The organism is Agathobaculum sp. TL06 (genome assembly GCF_054658635.1).
On sequence record NZ_BAAGGY010000002.1, the window covers coordinates 106,577 to 122,987 of the forward strand.

The window sequence follows — 16,411 nt, forward strand, 5'->3', positions numbered from 1 at the left end:
TGGTAAGTTTATGCTAACCGCTGTATACTAACCATGCACGGCATATGACTGTAATTTCGAAACTGGAGGCACCTATGAGAAAACGACTTTTAGCTATACTGTTCAGCAGCGCGCTGCTATTGGCTTCGCTCGCCGGTTGCGGGCAGGAAAACGGGGACACTACAGCCAGTACAGATAGTGACACCGAGGCGCGCGACGAATTAGTATTCGTCAATTATCGCGATATCCGGGATCTGAACCCACATCTATACGCTGGTGAGATGTACGCTCAAGCTATGCTCTACGACACCTTGGTGAGCAATACCGAGGACGGCTATGTAGGGTGCCTGGCTGAGGATTGGACTATCAGCGAGGACGGCCGGATCTACACCTTCAATATCCGCGATGGCGTGACCTTTTCCGACGGAACGCCCTGCGACGCCAATGCCATTCTTGCTAACTTCAATGCCATACTGGAGAACAGGGAACGGCATACCTGGCTGGAGATGATGAACCTGCTGGTCAGCGTTTCGGCGCCAGACAGTGACACTTTTGTCATTGAGATGAGTGAGCCGTACTACCCCATGCTCACTGAGCTGGCCTGTATCCGCCCCTTTGCTATGATCTCCCCCAACTGCATGGTAGACGGCAGCACCATGAACGGTGTCGACGGTTACATCGGCACAGGCCCCTATGTACTTACTGACTTCGTCACCGATGAGTACGCGATCTTCGAACGCAATGAGAACTACTGGGGCGATGCCCCCGCCATCCAGAAGATCACTGTCAAGGTCATCCCGGACAACCAGACCCGTATCATGGCGCTGGAGAATGGAGAGATCGACCTGATCTTCGGTAAAAATATGTTGGATGCCGATGCTATCAGCCAGTATGTGGACAGTGAGAAGTTCACCGTCAGCCTATCCGATCCCACCTCTACCCGGCACATCGTTCTGAATACCACCCGGGATATCCTCAGCGAGCTGCCGGTGCGTCAGGCTCTGCAGCACGCCACCAACCGTCAGGCCATTTCCGATGGTATTTTTTATGGTCTGGAGCCGGCGGCCGATACCCTCTATTCCCCTACGGTCCCCTACTGCGATGTGGGGCTGGAGGCATACGCCTACGATACAGCTAAGGCCGGCAGCCTGTTGGACGAGGCCGGCTGGGTCATGGGAGGCGACGGCATCCGCACCAAGGACGGTAAGAAACTGGAATTGGACCTGCTCTACAACAGCGACAGTGTTACGGAAAAGACCATCTCCGAGTTTCTCCAAAGCGAGTACCTAAAACTGGGTATCTCTCTCAGCATCCACGGCGAGGAGGAGCAGTCCTACCGCGATAATATGAAGGCCGGCAACTTCGACATGGTGTTCAACATCTGTTGGGGAATGCCCTATGATCCCCAGTCCTCCCTGGCTGCCATGCGGGCACCGGTATATGGCGACTACGAGGCCCAACAGGGCTTGGCAGACAAGGCTGAGATCGATCAGGTCATCACGGACATCCTCACCTCCACCGATGAGACCAAGCGTCAGGAACTCTATACCTTCGTTCTGACCCGGCTCCACGAGGATGCGGTCTACCTGCCTCTGACCTATGAGACAAACAAGGCCCTCTATACCTCCGACTTGAAGGGCGTCCACTTCGGCACCGACCAGTATGACGTGGATTTTGCAAATATGTACTTCGAGTAATATGGTTCTGACAGCGAGGGCCGTTTCAGATGAAACGGCCCTCGCTTTGAGCCTCACCTAAAAACAGAACGAGAAAGGGGTATCCATGAAACGCTATGTGATCCGCAGACTGTTGATGGCTATTCCGCTGTTGTTGGCTATCTCCTTTGTCTGCTTTGTATTCATCAATATGATCCCCTCCAACCCAGCGGAGGTAGTGCTCCGGATCCAACAGACGCCTATCATCACCGAAGAGGCGATCGCGGAGATGGAGGCTGCGTTAGGGCTGAACAAGCCCTTTTTAGTGCGCTACTTTGATTGGGTGCTGGGGTGTCTGCAGGGGGATCTTGGCATCAGCTATGTCAATCCAACCCGTACTGTGGCTGGCGAACTGGCTCGCTGCCTGCCCGCCACACTGCAGTTGGCGGCAGCGTCCTTTGTGATCGTGCTGCTTTTGAGCATCCCTGTCGGCTTTCTTTGCGCTGTATACAAAGACGGTTGGTTCGACAAGGTGATGCGGGGGATAGTCTTTATCTCCACGGCCATGCCTGCTTACTGGGTGGGCCTGCTTTTAATGTGGGGTTTCAGCGTCAAACTGGGGCTGTTGCCGACCAATGGGAGCGGCACTTGGCGGCATATGATCCTGCCGGCCTTTACGGTGGCCCTCAGCTATATCTCCACCTATATCCGCCTGATCAGAAATAATATGCTGGAGAATATGAAACAGGACTATGTGCTATATGCCAATGTTCGGGGGTTGCCTCAGCGGGCCATCTTGGTCAAGCATATTTTGAAAAATTCTATGCACACCTGCATCGTGGCTATGGGCATGAGCATCCCTCAGATGATCGCCGGTACCATCGTGGTAGAGAACGTGTTCTCCTGGCCGGGGCTGGGAACGCTGTGTATCAGTTCCATCTTCAACCGGGATCTTCCGATCATCCAGGCCTATGTGCTGTTCATCGGCGTTTTGTTCGTGGTGTTCAATCTAGTATTTGACATCTTGCAGACAGTATCGGATCCCAGATTGAGAAAGGAGGGGTAAGCTATATGGGAAAACGCTTTATGCACAACCGTGCCGCTGTAGTGACGGTGACGTTCGTTCTTTTGATCGCACTGATCGGCATTTTTGCCCCGGTCCTTGCGCCCCACGATCCGTATGTCACCGACATCCTCAATAAATTCGCACCGTACAGCCCGGAGTATCCGCTGGGCACCGATCATCTGGGCCGTTGTGTGCTCTCCCGCTTGATCCACGGTATCCGTCCCACACTGGGCTTGGCGCTGTTGACCATGCTGGGCACCATCGCCCTCGGCGCGGTGCTGGGCGTGATGGCCGGTTACTTCCGCGGCGTGGTGGAAGAGGTCATCATGCGTGTGGTGGATGTGATGCTCTCCTTTCCCAGCCAGATCATGGTGTTCGCTGTGGTCGGCCTTCTGGGCATCAATGTCCAAAATGTCATTATCGCCAACGTGTTCATCAAGTGGGCGTGGTATGCCCGCATGATCCGCACCGGTGTTATGCAGTACCGCGACCGGAACTTCGTCCAATTTCCCCGCTGTGTGGGGATACCGGAGCGGTCCATCCTACTCCGCCACCTTTTGCCGTCCATTACCTCTGATCTGGCAGTGCTGGCCTCTCTGGACGTGGGCTGGGCGATCATCAACATCTCCACGCTCTCATTTCTGGGACTTGGCGTCCAGGCACCTATTCCGGAGTGGGGCGCCATGCTCAACGAGGCCAAAGATGTCCTCACCAGCAACCCAACCCAGATGATAGCTCCCGGCATCGCCATTGTGGTACTGGTATGCTGTTTCAACCTGATGGGTGATGCGCTGCGGGATGTGCTGGATCCCAAGGAGGTGGAGAAATGATACCGGTTTTGGAATTGAAGGACCTTCATGTCCTGCTCTGCGGCCGACACCATCAGGATGTGGAACTGGTCAAAGGCGTTTCCTTCTCCGTATATCCCGGTGAATGTCTGGGCGTCCTTGGGGAATCTGGAAGCGGAAAGTCCATGTCCATGAAAGCCGCTATGGGACTTCTGGACAACGGGTTCCATGTGCTTGGCAGCGCCAGATTTCAGGGCGAGGAGCTTCTGGGGAAAAGCGCTGAGGAACTGCGCCGACTGCGGGGTGGCCAAGTAGGTATCATCCTCCAGAATCCCATGACTTGCTTTGACCCCCTCTATCGGATCGGTGCCCAAATCGCCGAGACCTTTGCCGCCCACAGCAGTTGGAGCGGGGAGGATATCCGCCAACGCTCCCTGCAAATGCTGGAGAAGATGCAGATCCGCAGCCCGGAGGAGGTGCTGGAGAAGTACCCTCACCAACTCTCCGGCGGAATGCTCCAGAGGATCATGATCGGCATTGCGACCTCGATGAAGCCAGCGCTGCTGATCGCAGACGAGCCCACCACGGCCATCGATGCCGTCACGCAGTTTGAGATCCTGAACGAGCTGCTGCGGATAAAGCTGGAGCACCAAACAGCGATGGTATTCATCTCCCATGACCTGAACGCTATCTCCCGGGTCGCAGACCGAATCGTGGTCCTCAATCAGGGGCTGGTAGTAGATCAGGGTGACTTTCATCACATCCTCCACCATGCAGCAGATCCCTATACCAAACTTCTGGTGGAGAAACGGGCGGATGTGATGCGCCGGTACCGCCAGATGTTGGCAGGAAAGGAGCGTACCTATGCTTGAACTGAAAAATATCTGCGTCAGTTTCCGAAGGGAACGGCAGGAAAAGATATTCGGACACACTCGTCAGCAGATACTCTTTGATGTATCCATGAATGTGAAAAGAGGGACCTGTCTGGGCATTCTGGGAGAGTCGGGCAGTGGAAAATCCACCATGGGGCGGGTACTGTGCGGGCTACTAAGGCCGGACAGCGGCGAGGTCCTTCTGGACGGTGTGCCGGTCTACGGATCCCGCGCAGGGCGCCGGAACCTGCAGAACAAGCTCAGCGTGGTGTTTCAGGACTATACCACCTCTGCTAATCCCCGTTTCAGGGTCAAGGATATTATCGGGGAGGGCCTGACTGTCCGGGAGCGGCGGGAGGGCGGCAGGTTGGAGCGAAGCAAGGAGACTTCCATCCTGCTGGAGTTAGTCGGACTACCTGCCGCGTTTGCCAGCCGGTTCCCCCATGAGCTCTCCGGCGGCCAGCTTCAGCGGGTGTGTATCGCCAGAGCGGTAGCCTGTAAGCCGGAGATCATCCTCTTTGACGAGGCCATCTCATCTCTGGATGCACACACTCAGGTCCAGGTGATGGATCTGCTGCGAGACCTGAAGGAAAAACTGGGGCTGACCTATGTGTTTATCACTCACGACCTGACCTCTATCACCTATCTCTGTGACGATGTGCTGTTCCTTTATCAGGGACGTGTGACCGAATATCTACCCGTCCACCGCATCAGCGAGACGAAGGACGAGTATGCCCGTCATCTGCTGGAGTCTATTATAGTGTTTGATACTGAAGATCACGAGGTGGCCATATGATCTTTTGTGGAACTACGATTTTGCCGGGCGAGCGGAAAAACGTGCCGCTCCCGGTGCCGGATGCACCGCCGTTAGAGACGATCTGCTTATGCGGCGCAGCCTCTGGCCGCACCTTGGTGGTCACGGCTGGTGTGCATGGCTGCGAGTATGTGGGGGTGCAGGCACTGCGCCGCCTGTTCAGAGAGTTGGATCCGGCGGAACTGTCTGGGAATGTGATCCTTCTGCCGCTGGCCAATCCCTCAGCCTTTTATGCCGGAGTCAAACAGGTGGTGCCGGAAGACGGCATCAACCTGAACCGGGCGTTCCCCGGTGATGCAGGGGGCAGTCTCTCGGCTCGACTGGCGTTTGCCCTGGAGAAAAGTCTCTACCCCGCCGCCGACCTACTGGTGGATCTCCATAGCGGGGACTGTAATGAAGCGCTCCGTCCGCTGGTCTTCATCCCGACAGTGGGTGAAGATGCGATCAACCGTACATCTCAGGCCGCTGCCGAGGTGCTTGCGGTTCCATATCGGGTCCGCTCCACTGCGCGGAACGGGCTTTATAGCTGGGCAGTCCAGAAACGAGTCCCGGCGCTGCTGATCGAACGGGGCGGTCAGGGCCTTTGGTCTGAACAGGAAGTGGAGGACTGCTGTGAAGATATCCGCTCCCTGATGCGGCATCTGAAGATCCTGCCCGGCGATACTCCGCCGCAGGATCAGTCGGAGATCGTGGAGACCTTCTATGCGGAGGCTGCGTCCGCAGGGTTCTGGTACCCGGTCGTTGACTTAGACCAACAGGTACAAAAGGGAGAGCTGCTTGGACATTTGGAGGATATGTCCGGCAACTGCCTGCAGGAGGTCCGAGCTGAATGTAATGGCATCGTCCTCTACTACACGGTTGCTCTGGGCGTCCAAACGGCAGATCCATTGATCGCCTATGGCCATCCGTAAGGAGTTCTGGCGGTTGGCCTGGCCCGCCGCGGCAGAGGGTCTTTTGTTGATGCTGCTCACCGCTGCCGATCTGCTGATGGTCTCCTCTCTGGGGACTGCGGCAGTGGCGGCAGTGAGCATTTTCTCCCAGCCCCGCATGGCGATCCTCTGCATACCACGCTCCTGCTCTGTGGCTTTGAGTGCTTACGTCGCCCGCCAACACGGCGAACAGCCAGACGCGCCGCTCACCGCCTGCGCCCGCGCCTCATTTGTACTGGGATGCGGACTCTCAGCGCTGCTCCTAGTCGGGACGTGGATCGGTGCCGCCCCGCTTCTGCGTCTGGCCGGCGCGCAGGATGACTATCTGGGTCTGGCACTACAATATGTCTTTCCTGCACTGGTAAGTCTGGCACTCTCCGGCCCGGCCATCGTCCAACACGGCATCCTGGCAGGCCTCGGTGATACCAGGAGCGTACTTGCGGCCAATGTTCTGGGTAACGTGGTCAACGTAGTGTTCAATGCGCTGCTGATCTACGGTCTGGGACCATTCCCGCGTCTGGGTGTTTTCGGGGCCGGACTGGCTACCGCCATCGGTGCCAGCGCCACGCTGGCCTATACAATGATACTTTTCCTGCAGCGGAGACACCCAGCCACCCTGCGGGGCAGGGGCCGTTGGCTGCCGGGACGGGAATATCTCCGCGCCTTGAGCCCCCTCGCTGCAGGCACATTTCTGGAGCAGTCTGCGGAGCGGTTCGGGATGTTCACTTTCTCCCGGCTGGTAGCCGATCTGGGCACAGCATCGCTGAGCGTCCACAATATCTGCGGCAGCCTGTGTGACATCTACTACAGCTTTTCCCAAGGGCTTGGAAAGGCCAGCCTAGTTCAAGCGGGGCAGACTATGGGGGCAGGCCGAACGTGCGATCTGAGGCAGATCAGAGACGTGTCCCGCCGGGCCGCGCTGTGGACTGGCGGTGCGGCTACATTGACCTATCTGCTGTTTCGGATGCCTTTGCTCCAGCTCTATCATCTAGAGGGCAGCGATCTGGTTCTAGGCTGTGAGATCATGTTTTTTGTAGCTGCGGTCAATATCCCGGAATCCTGCGCCATGGTACACGCCGGCCTGCTCCGCGGCCTAGGGCGCACCGGCTTTGTAGCTGCCTACTCCCTCATCAGCATCGCGGTGGTGCGGCCTATTCTCACATTCTTTCTGGTATATGAATCGAATTTCGGCCTATATGGTGCATGGATAGCACTGACGCTTGACCAAACGGCCAGAGCACTGTGCTCCATGCTTGGCTCGCGGCAATCGATTTTTCAGTTATATGCCAGTTCCCGATTTAAATAAAGTGAGCTGTAGGGCAAATAAAAAACATTCCAGCAGTCTGATCTGTGGAGGTGATAGAGTGGGAAAACTAAACGAGACACAGCATAGAAGATAGAACAACAGCCGAGGACTTCTGTTGCCAAAGAAGCCCTCGGCTGTCGATCAACAGATAGTTTGTGTATCCCATCCGCTTGCAATGTCCTCTGCCGCAAAAAGAGCTTTTGAGAGTGACCCATCGCGGATAAATGTAGGCGATCTGCTCTTTCTGGATATTTGCTGATCCAGACAAGGGCCAAGGCCCGTTTTGTCATCCCGGGCGACGATGAACAGGACCGTATGAAAAGATAACGGACGGCTTCACTCCGCGGGAAACAGCCGTTATAGTAGGATCATGTGATGCCATGCTGGAATCGCTCACAAACCGTATAAAGCGCATATGATTGGCTTTTTGGCGGATGCCGATCATTTTATCGGCATGGAACAGTACGATCTTGTCCGCTGGTAGGGGTAGCTCCTGCCAGCCTTATCCGAGGACGATGCCGCTTTTACCGACGCTTGCCATGCGGAACAGCTCGCCCTTATGCCAAACCCGACCGTGGTAATGAACTTGACAGGCGGCCGCCTGCCCCTACTGGTACGGCCGGAACCGAGCACCGATGTGGTGGCAGAATTTACTCAGGCGCGAACACGATGAAGAGAGCCGGCTGGATAACCAGCCGGCTCTTCTGTATTTCATTCCGCGCTTGCATCACACAGCAACAAGTCGATCAAGGTTCAGCTTCCTTCTGCCGGGCTTACTTCCGGGCGGGGCTTCTTTGGAGGAAGCAGATGTGTCATGCTCCGCAGGCTGATACCCAGAGTAGATAGGTTGTGCAACATGGCGGAGGTGGCTGGCGCCAAGACACCCAGCGCGCCCAAGGCAATGAGGCTACCGTTGAAACCGATAACAAAGCGGTAATTGGAATGGATGCGCCGCATAAGCCGCTGCGAAAGCGCACGCAGCTTCACCAACTCAAAGAGATCATCGGCAGCGATCGTAATGTCCGCGATCTCCCGGGCAATGGCCGCCCCGTCACAAATGGCGATACCCACATCGGCCGCGGACAGCGCCGGTGAGTCGTTGATGCCGTCCCCGATCATCACAACGGTCCTGTCCAGTGCGCGCTCCGCCTGAACAAAGTCGGCCTTGTCCTCCGGCAACACCTCCGCCCGGTACTCGTCTACGCCGACCTGAGCGGCGATGGCCGCCGCTGTGCGCTCGCTGTCTCCGGTGAGCATGACCAGCTTTTTCACGCCCAGACCCCGCAGAGCGTTCAACGCATCGGCCGCCTCCGCCCGTAACGGATCGGAAATACAGATGACAGCGGCCAATACGCCGCCCGTTGCCAGATACAAATGACTGTATTGCCGGGGCAGGCTCTCGAACCTCTCCCACTCCCCTGGGGGGATGGTGCAGCCCTCGTCCTCAAAAACGAAGTGCGCGCTCCCGATGACAACGCGCTCGCCGCACACTGTACTGACGATGCCGTGAGCCACCAGATATTCCACCTGAGAGTGCAGCTCTTCATGGGAGAGACCCCGTTCCTTTGCCGCTTGCACGACAGCATTGGCCATAGAGTGAGGGAAATGTTCCTCCAGGCAAGCGGCCAGCCGGAGCATTTCCGACTCTGCTTTTCCGCCAAAGGGGATCACCTGGGCAACGACCGGACTGGCGTGAGTCAGGGTGCCGGTCTTATCGAAAACAATAGTGTCTGCCTGCGCCATAGCCTCCAAATATTTTCCGCCTTTCACCGTGGCGTGGAAGCGGCTGGCCTCCCCCATGGCCGACAGCACCGCCAGGGGCATGGACAACTTCAATGCGCAGGAGAAATCCACCATCAGCACAGACATGGCCCGCGTCACATTCCGGGTCAGAAGATAGACCAGGGCGCTGCCCGCCAGCGTGTAGGGGACCAGCTTGTCCGCCCAGTGAGCCGCCTGACTCTCCGCCGCGGACTTGAATCGCTCCGACTCTTCGATCATGGCAACGATCTTATCATAGCGGCCCTGCCCGGAGTGCTGGGTGACCGTGAGAACACACTCACCCTCCTCTACCACCGTACCGGCGTAGACGCTGCTTCCGGGACGCTTGGCCACCGGGATGGACTCGCCGGTAAGGGACGCCTGGTTCACCATGACCTCGCCCTCTATGATCGTACCGTCCAAGGGGATCATACTGCCCATGCGGACCGCCAGCTGATCGCCCGCCTGTATTCGATGGAGGGGCGTCAGCACCTCGCCGCCCGCTGTTTTCAGCCACACCCGGTCGATGTTCAGCGACATGCTCCGGGCCAAGTCGTCCACGGACTTCTTGTGCGTCCACTCCTCCAGCAGTTCACCAAGGCCAAGCAGGAACATGACTGAGCCTGCTGTATCAAACTCCCGACGGATCATAGACAAGCCTACGGAGATGCCATCCAGCACCTCCACCTGAAGCCGCCTACAGCGCAGACAGCGAGCCGCCCGGAACAGATAAGGAATGGATCTGAACACGGTATAGACCGCCCGCAGAGGCGCTGGGAAAAAGAGCGTACGGAGAGCCTTAAAGGCCACCATACCGACCAATTTCTCTTCATAAGTGCGTGTGAGAGCCCGGGTGCTGTGGATGGGAGCCAGTTTCCCCAATGCTTTATTTTGGTAGGAAAAGCGCTTCAAAGCGTCCAGGATCACACCGCGATCGCCGCCGTACTCGATCACTGCGCAGCGGGTCCGCTCATGAACCACTGCCCGTTCCACATACGGGAGCGTCTGGAGCCATGCTTCCAGCAGATCGGCCTGTTCCATCGTCATTCTGGACTGGGCCATCTGGACACGGATGCGGCCCCGACATTCGTGCTTGATCTGAAATTTCATACTCTGCCTCCATGGATAGAGAGGGGCCGCCTTTCGGCAGCCCCTCTTGGATCAATGATCGCCGTTTATTCCTGAGTGTCGTCAGACACTGTCCCCTCCTGCGCACGCTCCTCATTGATCTCCTTGGCCGAAGCAAGGATATCGGCAGCGTTCTCCTGAACCGATGTAACAGTCCCCATGACGGACTCCTTCATCCGCAGAGCTGCGGCGGTAGCGTGTGTATATGCCTTTTTCGCGTCCTTGCTGGACAACAGCTTGAACCCGGCAGAGCCGAACAGCACGCCGCCGGCAAACAAGGCAACACCTTTGTATATATTCATGCTATGCTCACCTCACGATCAACGATGACGATACCCGGTAACAATGGCCATGACCATGCAGATCACGGCGCCCCAGGCCCAGAAACGATGATGCTTCAAAGCGGGTCCTCCTCTCTGCCGGGCAGTGGCACCAAATTATTCTTTTATTATATTCTTCAGGCTCCGCGCTGTCACACGGTATCGGACAAAACTCCGTCGAAAAAAGACATTTTTGCTTCTGCCCGGAATTGAGATGGGGACATATGATATTTGCGCTTAAAAGCGACGCCAAACTGGCTCACGCTTCCATATCCAACTGCCGCGGAGATCTGGAGCACACTCAGCTCTGTGCTGCAAAGCAGTTGTGCCGCCCGTGCCAGACGGAGATCCAAAATGTATTGGTGGATCGGGGTGCCATAAAATTTCCGGAAAGATGCCTCCAAGCTCGTGCCGGAGATCCCAAAGCGCTGAGAGAGCTGCTGGATCGTCAGGCGCTGTTCCAGATGCTCCAGAATATGATCGTGGACCCGTTCCATAAGTTCGGTCTGCTGGCTGTCCAAATGTCGGCTCCATTCAGGCTGATGCCCACCGCCGGCATGGGCCAGATAGAGCAGTTCCAGGGCTTTTAAGACACAGTAATTTCCGCGGCGGTCCAAAGGCAGCTGATCCAGCGTGAGGAACAGAGACTCACTCCAAAGCATATCCTCCAGTACGGCACAGCCGTGCCGTGGGCTTGGAAAAGAGATCTTCTGATCGGGCCAGAGAAAGGACAGCGCGGCGAGCGCCGCCTGTTCCGGTTCTTGGATCATCACGCCCTGAAAGGGAACCTGCGTAAAGCGGCAGCTATATGTTCCGGCGTTTCCGGAGAGGAACAGCGTCCAGCCGGGACCTAAACACAATCTCTGACCATCTGGCCAGTTCAGAGTCGCTCCACCGCTGCGGCAGAAGATCACATAGAAGAGATCCGGAGGTTGCGAGATGGACAGCGGCTCCTTCGGCGGAGGACCGTTCAGCAGTTCGACCTCAGCAACATTTGCGGGCAGTGGAGTCCGATCCCATCCACGCCACGCCGAACACGCCTTCAGCATCGTCACTTGCGAAACGAAAACAGGCCCTTCTTCTCATAGGGGGCCGATCGAATGGACAAGACCTGATAGCCGGTAGTGGAGATGGCTTGGCGGAGAGCATCTTCATCCAAAGGCTCCTCGGTAAGGATCAGAGTCTGTCCCTTGCTGTGGGAAGATGAGACTTTTTTGACTGGGAACGCCTTGCGCACCGCGTCGTTGACATGGGCCTCGCACATGGAGCAAGCCATGCCTTCCACTGCAATCGTGTATTGGATCATTTGAAATCCCTTCCAATCAATGTGCTTTTTCTTGAGTTAGTTTTTGCTAACCATAGGATACTACAAATTGTCCGGGGCTGCAAGCCCTTTTGCAGGAAAACAACACAACTATGCGAAACATATTTCTTTTCTATCAAAAAAGGGGTTGTGAAAAATCATGTTTCACAGCCCCTTCGGTTTCGTGCCAGCCCGCCGCACTCACCGGCACCAGCCGGTGGGATTGGAGCGGGCGGTCACAAAGCGGCGGTAGATGCCCTGCTCCTCCATGAGCGCCTCATGGGTACCCGCCTGGGCGATGCGCCCCTGGTCGATGACCAGGATCTCGTCTGCGTGGCGGATGGTGTTCAGCCGGTGGGCGATGACCAGCAGGGTCTTGCCCCGGCACAGCTGGGTGATGGCCTCCTGGATGTAGCTCTCGTTGTCAGCGTCCACGCTGGCGGTGGCCTCGTCCAGAATGACGATGGGGGCGTCCTTCAGGATGCAGCGGGCGATAGAGATGCGCTGCCGCTCGCCGCCGGAGAGGCTGGCGCCCCCTTCGCCGATGACGGTATCAAAGCCGTCGGGCAGCGCCATGATGAAATCATAGCACTGGGCCTTCTTCGCCGCTTCATAGACCTCCTCCCGGGTGGCGTCGGGCCGACCCATGGAGATGTTGTTATAGACGGTGTCCTGGAACAGATAGACCCGCTGGAACACCATAGAGATCTGATCCATCAGCTCGGACAGCGGGACCTCCCGGATGTCCCTGCCCCGCACCAGGATCTGGCCGCCCTTGACATCCCAGAACCGGGAGAGCAGATTGGCCACCGTGCTCTTGCCGCCGCCGGAGGGGCCTACCAGAGCCAGCATCCGGTTTTTCTCCAGAGTAAAGGAGATGTCGTGCAGCACTTTTTTCTCCCCGTAGGCAAAGGTGACATCCCGGAACTCCACCTCGGGAGCGCCGCCTGTCTTGGGCAGGGACTCCCTGCCACGGTCGGGCAGCTCCGGCTCCGCCAGCACCGCCTCGATCCGGTCCATGCAGGCGTTCATCACTGTCAGGCGGGTGGCCTGGCTGTACAGGGCCTTGATGGGGCCAAAGAGGTCAAAGACAAAGAGCAGCACGCCCAGCAGGAAGGTGATGGAGAGCCGCCCCTGGCTGTAAAGCCAGATGGACAGGGGGACCATCAGCACCGAGCCTAAGCCGCACACCAGATAGAGCGCCCGCATCCAGGGGGCCTGGCTGTGCTCAAATTCGATGCTGACCTTGCGGCTTCGGACGAAATTGTCTGTGAGTTCCGCGGAACGCTCTCCCAGCAGGTTGAAGGTCTTGGCGATGCCGATGCCCTCGATATAGTCCAGCACCGCGCGGGTCAAAGCCTCGCTCTGCTCCTGGCGGGTATCGGAGTGGGCCAGGGTGCTCCCCAGCGCGGCCCGTCCCAACCGCCAGATGATCAGCACCACCACCAGGGCGGCCAGTCCCAGCCAGGGGTCAAGGAAGGCCAGCCACAGCACCAGGATCGCCTGCGCGAAGGTATAGCTCATCATGTCGGCGATATCGTGCATGCAGTTCTCCTCGATGAACAACATGTCGGTGGAGAGAACGGAGCTGATCTTGCCGATGTTGCCCTCGGTAAAATAGCCCATGGGCAGACGGCGCAGATGCCGCCCCAGTTCCATGCGCAGGTCGGCGAACACCATGTACCCCGCCGCGGCCTGGAGCCGGTCGGCGATGTTCTGGCACAGGCACTCCAGCAGTACGCAGCCTATCGTGCCCGCCGCCAGCCACAGACACAGCCGCGCCGTCATGGTCCCCTGGAGGAAGGCGCTCAGGGCCAGGAAGGACAGAGCGATGGGGGCCTTGGACAGCATGGCCTTCAAAAAGGCAAAGACAAAGGCCAGCTTGATCCGCCCTTGATAGGGGCCGGATACGGACAAGATCCGTTTCATCAGTGCGATCATGCTTCTTCGCCTCCTTTCCCGGCGGACACATGCCACGCCGCAGAGCCCTCCGCCGCCTGCCACAGCGTCTCATAGGTGGGGCAGGTCTTCCGCAATTCCTCGTGGCGGCCGATCCCCGCCACCTGTCCCTGCTCCAGCACCACGATCTGGTCGGCCTCGACGATGGACTGGAGCCGGTGGGCGATGACGATGACAGTCTTGCCCCGGATCACCTCGGCGATGGCGGCGTTCATCTTCTCCTCATTCTCCGGGTCCAGGAAGGCGGTGGCTTCGTCCAGCACCACGATGGGGGCGCCTTTCAGAATAGCTCGGGCCAGAGCGATCCGCTGCCGCTCCCCGCCGGAGAGCTGCTTGCCCCCGTCGCCCGCCATGGTGTGGATGCCTTTTTCCAGCCGTCCCAGGAACTCTCCGCACTGGGCCCGCTCCGCCGCGGCCAGCACCTCCGCGTCGGTGGCGCTGGGCTTGCCCAGCCGGATGTTCTCCAGCAGGGTGGTGTTGAACAGGAACTGCTCCTGGGCCACGAAGGAGATCTGCTCATTGAGCGAGGCAAGGGTGATGTCTCTCAGATCCTGGCCTCCCAGCGTGATGCGCCCATCCGTCACATCGTAGAAGTGGACCAGCAGCTTTGCCAGAGTGGACTTCCCGCTGCCGGACTCTCCCACCAGGGCGGTGAGGCTCCCCTGTGGGACGGAGAAGGAGACGCCGTGAAGGACCTCGTCTTTCTCATAAGCAAAGCGCACATTTTCAAAGCGGATGTCCAGACTGCTGCTGGAAAACGGCTGTTTCCCCTCCTGAAGAGGCGGGATGTTGAACAGAGCCTCCATCTGATCGATCTTATAGCTCAGCTGGGGCATCACCGACATAAAGCTCATGGCCCGCACCAGAGGCGGCCCCACGGCGAAGGACATACACAGGACCAGGGCGTAGTCCGGCAGCGTGGAGGCTCCGGTGAGTACCAGATAGCCGCTGGCTGGCAGAAGCACCAGCGCCACGCAGGGCAAAATGCTGGTGTAGAGGGCCATCCACAGCCAGCAGGCCCGGAACCAGTCCAGGGTAAAATCCCGGTAGTTCTTCACATCGGTCTCAAACCGGTGGTAGGATTCCCCATCCCGGTTGAAGACCTTCACCACCTCCATGCCGTTGATGTACTCCACGATGGTGTTGTTCATCTTCTGACCGGCGGCGTAGTAGGCCCCCATTTTGCTCATGCCGGAGCGGTACATCATCCCCATGGCCAGCACGCCCAAAGGGAGAGAGCAGAGGGACAGCAGGCCCAGCTTCCAGTCAGTGAGAAACATGGCCACGAAGACCACCACTGGCACGGACAGGTTGGACACGCCCTCCGGCAGCGCATGGGCCAGCAGCAGCTCCATGCTCTCGATGTCGTCAATGAACATCTTCTTCCAGACCCCCACGCCCTTCTCCTGGATGGCGCCCAGGGGCTGCTTCTCCAGCTTGCTCTGGAGGTGGAACCGGAGGTTTCCCAGAGTATGGTAGGCGGAGCGGTGGGACAGGGCCAGCCCCTCCACATAGAGCAGGCCGTAGAGGACCATGCACAGGGCCATGGCGCCGGTATTCAGAAGCGTCTCCTCCAGGGTGAGGCCGCCCCCTGTCAGCAGGGGCCGCAGAATGCGGTAGAGGAAGAAGTAGGGCAGCACGCTCATGGTCACGCCAGCCACCAGCACCAGGATGGAGGCATAGGTGGTCCGCCGGTGCTGCCCGGCATAGCTGAGGACTTTTTGAAACACGATATCACTCCTTTTTCGGTTAGTTTTCGCTAACTTTCTGTGATGAAAAAAGCCTCCGGAGAGGCTCTTTCAGGACTTGGGAAATCCCAGGGCGGCGTACCAGTCAAAGAGACGGCAGACCAGGGTGCAGTGGCGCTGGATCTCCGGCCAGATGAAGCCGTGGATAAAGGGCTCGTAGATGGTGGCCCAGAAGGCGGAGAGGATCACATGGAGCTCCGCCTGGGTCAGATCCACACTGCACAGCCCCCGGCGGCGGGCCTCGGCGTAGTAATTCCAGGTGCCCTCCGTCATCTTCTCCACCCAGTCGTGCTGGAAGTTGGCGTAGGCGGTGCCCTCCGCACCAGTGAGCAGCAGCACAAAGCCGTCCCGCCGCTCATTGAGAAAGCGGAACCACCACAGCATGTATTCCTCGTCCATGTACCATGCCCGGATCAGCGTTTCGTCCGACAGAGAGGAGGCCGGCACCGCCGTCCGCTCCTCATAAACAGCATTCAGATCCGCCATCGTGTCCGCCACCACAGCACCGAACAGATCCTCTTTTCCGGCGTAGCGTTTGTAAAGAGCCCCCGTGGTCACCCCCGCCCGCTGGCAGATGGACTTCAGGGAAGCCTTCTCAAACCCCAGAGACAGGAATTCCTCTCTGGCGCTGTCCAGAATACGGGGATTAATAGAGGTATCCGGTTTTGCCATACCATCCCTCCCATAAACTGATAATTCGATTACCGATAATCTAATTATCAATATACCACCTTCCTCCCGCTGTGTCAAGGGGGAGCGGAAAATTTTGATTGACAAACCATG

14 protein-coding genes are annotated in these 16,411 nt (G+C 57.9%); 7 read left to right on the forward strand and 7 right to left on the reverse strand.

Going from position 1 to position 16,411, the window contains the following annotated elements; all coding sequences use genetic code 11:
• Nucleotides 1-74: 74 nt before the first annotated feature.
• The 7 genes from nikA to ACYQ3S_RS01660 all read left to right on the forward strand — a co-directional run bounded on the left by nikA (nucleotide 75) and on the right by ACYQ3S_RS01660 (nucleotide 7,409).
• Entirely contained in the window at nucleotides 75-1,676 is a 1,602-nt protein-coding gene (gene nikA, locus ACYQ3S_RS01630; protein WP_459687025.1) for a nickel ABC transporter substrate-binding protein, read from the forward strand.
• Between the two features lie 85 nt (nucleotides 1,677-1,761).
• Nucleotides 1,762-2,700, forward strand: coding sequence for a nickel/cobalt ABC transporter permease (opp1B, locus tag ACYQ3S_RS01635; RefSeq protein WP_459687026.1), 939 nt, complete (start codon nucleotides 1,762-1,764; stop codon nucleotides 2,698-2,700).
• Between the two features lie 5 nt (nucleotides 2,701-2,705).
• Nucleotides 2,706-3,530, forward strand: a complete 825-nt coding sequence (gene opp1C / locus ACYQ3S_RS01640; RefSeq protein ID WP_459687027.1) for a nickel/cobalt ABC transporter permease — start codon at nucleotides 2,706-2,708, stop codon at nucleotides 3,528-3,530.
• A complete protein-coding gene (locus ACYQ3S_RS01645) occupies nucleotides 3,527-4,360 on the forward strand; it encodes an ABC transporter ATP-binding protein (protein ID WP_459687028.1) in 834 nt (277 codons plus the stop codon). Before opp1C ends, ACYQ3S_RS01645 begins: the two co-directional genes overlap by 4 nt.
• Nucleotides 4,353-5,156 carry an ABC transporter ATP-binding protein gene (locus tag ACYQ3S_RS01650; RefSeq protein WP_459687029.1) on the forward strand — a complete coding sequence of 268 codons (804 nt, stop codon included), beginning with the start codon at nucleotides 4,353-4,355 and terminating at the stop codon, nucleotides 5,154-5,156. The genes ACYQ3S_RS01645 and ACYQ3S_RS01650 overlap by 8 nt, the downstream gene beginning before the upstream one ends.
• Nucleotides 5,153-6,085: a M14 family metallopeptidase gene (locus ACYQ3S_RS01655; protein ID WP_459687030.1), complete on the forward strand. Its 933-nt coding sequence runs from the start codon at nucleotides 5,153-5,155 to the stop codon at nucleotides 6,083-6,085. Before ACYQ3S_RS01650 ends, ACYQ3S_RS01655 begins: the two co-directional genes overlap by 4 nt.
• A gap of 13 nt (nucleotides 6,086-6,098) precedes the next feature.
• The gene (locus tag ACYQ3S_RS01660) at nucleotides 6,099-7,409 is read left to right on the forward strand and encodes an MATE family efflux transporter (RefSeq protein ID WP_459687031.1); all 1,311 of its coding nucleotides are present in this window, start codon (nucleotides 6,099-6,101) and stop codon (nucleotides 7,407-7,409) included.
• Between the two features lie 753 nt (nucleotides 7,410-8,162).
• On the opposite strand, the gene ACYQ3S_RS01665 is transcribed toward ACYQ3S_RS01660, so the two are convergent.
• The 7 genes from ACYQ3S_RS01665 to ACYQ3S_RS01695 all read right to left on the reverse strand — a co-directional run bounded on the left by ACYQ3S_RS01665 (nucleotide 8,163) and on the right by ACYQ3S_RS01695 (nucleotide 16,300).
• Complete coding sequence (locus tag ACYQ3S_RS01665) at nucleotides 8,163-10,280, reverse strand: heavy metal translocating P-type ATPase (RefSeq protein ID WP_459687032.1); 2,118 nt, start codon at nucleotides 10,278-10,280, stop codon at nucleotides 8,163-8,165.
• Nucleotides 10,281-10,345: 65 nt separating this feature from the next.
• Entirely contained in the window at nucleotides 10,346-10,600 is a 255-nt protein-coding gene (locus ACYQ3S_RS01670; protein ID WP_459687033.1) for a DUF6110 family protein, read from the reverse strand.
• A 170-nt stretch (nucleotides 10,601-10,770) separates the two neighbouring features.
• Complete coding sequence (locus ACYQ3S_RS01675; protein ID WP_459687034.1) at nucleotides 10,771-11,667, reverse strand: helix-turn-helix domain-containing protein; 897 nt, start codon at nucleotides 11,665-11,667, stop codon at nucleotides 10,771-10,773.
• A 2-nt stretch (nucleotides 11,668-11,669) separates the two neighbouring features.
• The gene (locus tag ACYQ3S_RS01680) at nucleotides 11,670-11,924 is read right to left on the reverse strand and encodes a heavy-metal-associated domain-containing protein (RefSeq protein ID WP_459687035.1); all 255 of its coding nucleotides are present in this window, start codon (nucleotides 11,922-11,924) and stop codon (nucleotides 11,670-11,672) included.
• 198 nt (nucleotides 11,925-12,122) lie between these two features.
• Nucleotides 12,123-13,862: an ABC transporter ATP-binding protein gene (locus tag ACYQ3S_RS01685; RefSeq protein ID WP_459687036.1), complete on the reverse strand. Its 1,740-nt coding sequence runs from the start codon at nucleotides 13,860-13,862 to the stop codon at nucleotides 12,123-12,125.
• Nucleotides 13,859-15,610: an ABC transporter ATP-binding protein gene (locus ACYQ3S_RS01690; protein WP_459687037.1), complete on the reverse strand. Its 1,752-nt coding sequence runs from the start codon at nucleotides 15,608-15,610 to the stop codon at nucleotides 13,859-13,861. Before ACYQ3S_RS01690 ends, ACYQ3S_RS01685 begins: the two co-directional genes overlap by 4 nt.
• A gap of 69 nt (nucleotides 15,611-15,679) precedes the next feature.
• Complete coding sequence (locus ACYQ3S_RS01695; RefSeq protein ID WP_459687038.1) at nucleotides 15,680-16,300, reverse strand: TetR/AcrR family transcriptional regulator; 621 nt, start codon at nucleotides 16,298-16,300, stop codon at nucleotides 15,680-15,682.
• Between the last annotated feature and the right edge of the window lie 111 nt (nucleotides 16,301-16,411).

Excerpts from the sequence above, each read along its gene's own strand:
- nikA (WP_459687025.1), top strand. The coding sequence starts at position 75 with ATGAGAAAACGACTTTTAGCTATACTGTTCAGCAGCGCGCTGCTATTG.
- opp1B (WP_459687026.1), top strand. The coding sequence starts at position 1,762 with ATGAAACGCTATGTGATCCGCAGACTGTTGATGGCTATTCCGCTGTTG.
- opp1C (WP_459687027.1), top strand. The coding sequence starts at position 2,706 with ATGGGAAAACGCTTTATGCACAACCGTGCCGCTGTAGTGACGGTGACG.
- ACYQ3S_RS01645 (WP_459687028.1), top strand. The coding sequence starts at position 3,527 with ATGATACCGGTTTTGGAATTGAAGGACCTTCATGTCCTGCTCTGCGGC.
- ACYQ3S_RS01650 (WP_459687029.1), top strand. The coding sequence starts at position 4,353 with ATGCTTGAACTGAAAAATATCTGCGTCAGTTTCCGAAGGGAACGGCAG.
- ACYQ3S_RS01655 (WP_459687030.1), top strand. The coding sequence starts at position 5,153 with ATGATCTTTTGTGGAACTACGATTTTGCCGGGCGAGCGGAAAAACGTG.
- ACYQ3S_RS01665 (WP_459687032.1), bottom strand. The coding sequence starts at position 10,280 with ATGAAATTTCAGATCAAGCACGAATGTCGGGGCCGCATCCGTGTCCAG.
- ACYQ3S_RS01670 (WP_459687033.1), bottom strand. The coding sequence starts at position 10,600 with ATGAATATATACAAAGGTGTTGCCTTGTTTGCCGGCGGCGTGCTGTTC.
- ACYQ3S_RS01675 (WP_459687034.1), bottom strand. The coding sequence starts at position 11,667 with ATGCTGAAGGCGTGTTCGGCGTGGCGTGGATGGGATCGGACTCCACTG.
- ACYQ3S_RS01680 (WP_459687035.1), bottom strand. The coding sequence starts at position 11,924 with ATGATCCAATACACGATTGCAGTGGAAGGCATGGCTTGCTCCATGTGC.
- ACYQ3S_RS01685 (WP_459687036.1), bottom strand. The coding sequence starts at position 13,862 with ATGATCGCACTGATGAAACGGATCTTGTCCGTATCCGGCCCCTATCAA.
- ACYQ3S_RS01695 (WP_459687038.1), bottom strand. The coding sequence starts at position 16,300 with ATGGCAAAACCGGATACCTCTATTAATCCCCGTATTCTGGACAGCGCC.